The organism is Helicobacter sp. T3_23-1059, from assembly GCF_053654515.1.
The window spans coordinates 1-1761 of sequence record NZ_JBSIUV010000127.1; the positions used below are offsets into that span (position 1 = coordinate 1).

The 1761-nt window shown below is 27.4% G+C and carries 4 protein-coding genes; all 4 read left to right on the plus strand.

What is annotated here, in order from left to right; genetic code table 11:
- The first annotated feature begins 35 nt into the window (after window positions 1-35).
- Complete coding sequence (locus ACWIX0_RS13465; protein WP_454174496.1) at window positions 36-821, plus strand: hypothetical protein; 786 nt, start codon at window positions 36-38, stop codon at window positions 819-821.
- Window positions 822-863: 42 nt separating this feature from the next.
- Window positions 864-1433, plus strand: a complete 570-nt coding sequence (locus tag ACWIX0_RS13470) for a hypothetical protein (protein ID WP_454174497.1) — start codon at window positions 864-866, stop codon at window positions 1431-1433.
- Window positions 1405-1671 carry a hypothetical protein gene (locus tag ACWIX0_RS13475; protein ID WP_454174498.1) on the plus strand — a complete coding sequence of 89 codons (267 nt, stop codon included), beginning with the start codon at window positions 1405-1407 and terminating at the stop codon, window positions 1669-1671. The genes ACWIX0_RS13470 and ACWIX0_RS13475 overlap by 29 nt, the downstream gene beginning before the upstream one ends.
- The coding region (locus ACWIX0_RS13480) for a phage baseplate assembly protein V (RefSeq protein ID WP_454174499.1) at window positions 1605-1761 on the plus strand (157 nt) is incomplete at its 3' end. The genes ACWIX0_RS13475 and ACWIX0_RS13480, both read left to right, overlap by 67 nt.

Here is a 1761-nt window from a genome sequence, read left to right on the forward strand (position 1 = left end):
ATTTCAAAAATACATTATATTTTAGGAGAATATGAGTGAATATAATGAAATTTGCTTTAATGATAAGTTGTGTATTATGGACAGGTTGTGTGCTTAAAACAGATATTCCCGTAGTATATTTACATATAACGGATTCAACACCCATAGAATATCAAAGCTTTCCAAAATCACAGATTAGAAATATATTCTTTAGACACCGTTATAATGGAGATTCTATTTGCAATGTTTATAAAGGGCAAGACATACTAGGAATCTCCAAATTAAATAATAAATATGTAATTTTTTACATTGGATATTCGTTTGCCCCAGGCTCAGGTGGTTATACAGAAATAATAAATATAAATAATTGCAAAACATTAAAATTTGATAATGCAAATTTTAATGTTTCAAAAAGTGGTAAATATGTCAGTTTATGCGAGAATGATAAAGTAAAGATTTTATTAGCTAATGAAAATTTCAAATCTATGAATATAAAAAATATTCCCTGCCGTAGCGCGATTATCTCATCAAATAACAAATGGTTAATTATTCGCCATAAAAGATATATTAAAATTTATGATTTTAATAATATGGAGTTGGTTTTTAAATATTATGCGAAACAATCGCCCATAATTTATGATGATTTTATACGCTTAAATAATCAAGAATTTATTGTTTTTAGCAATGATTTACAAAAAGTCATTATTAACGATAAAGCTGAATACAAATCTGTTAGCAAATTAAATATGGATAACAAAGAAATATTTTATTCTATGGAATCTATCGAATCTAAAACAACGCAATATTATTATGGCAAATTTAGCACTAGCACAAATAAGTAGGCAAATTCATTGAAAAATACCTTATATTTTAGGAGAATATGAGTGAAAAATTTTATGTTTACTGTTGTTATTTATGCAATTTTAGGATTATGTAATAAATGTTTTGCCAAATCTAATATAGTGTCATTACAATATATGCCTGCACATTATATCAAAACAAATCCACCAATTTTGTTAGAATGGAATAAGCCTTATATAGAGATGCAAAACAACAAGATTGCCACAGAAAAAAATATGCTTATGGGCGGGATTGGCGAAAATTGGTATCATTGTGATTATAGGGATATATTTAAAAATTATGCAATACAATGTGAGTGTATTAAGCAAATAAATACAAATAAAAGAAAATACTGCGAAGGCTCTAACTTTACCATTACAAACAATCAAACGCAAAAAACATTGCAATTAAAAAAAGACGATAATGATGCTTGCAAGTTTTCATATATACAAGATGAACAAACTTTAATTTTTGCTTCAGGCAAATATTTATATGTTTATTCAATAGATGGCAAGGAATTGTTTAAGGCGACAATACCTGAAAGTTGGCATAAAATCGCATTAGGCACACATATTGACAAGGAAAATGGTAGCAATACAGGAAGTAGTTTTTAGCGAAAAAATGGATTTTGGGTATCCAATAGGATATATCAATATATTTCGTTTTGATATACAAAAAAATACACTAAATAGATATGTCTTTGTAGTAGATTTCTATGATATGTATTTGATTGGTGTAAAAGAAAAATTTGATTATATCGTGGCTTTTAAATATGTAGGGCAAAAATCGTTGGGAGCACCAAAAATGTATTATTTGCTACAAATAAACAATGCAAAACTACCCCAAGAGTAGGTGATGAAGTGCTTATTAGCTTTTTAGATAATGACATAGATAAACCATATATTAGTGGTAGCCTATATAATAACACGAACACTCTAAACC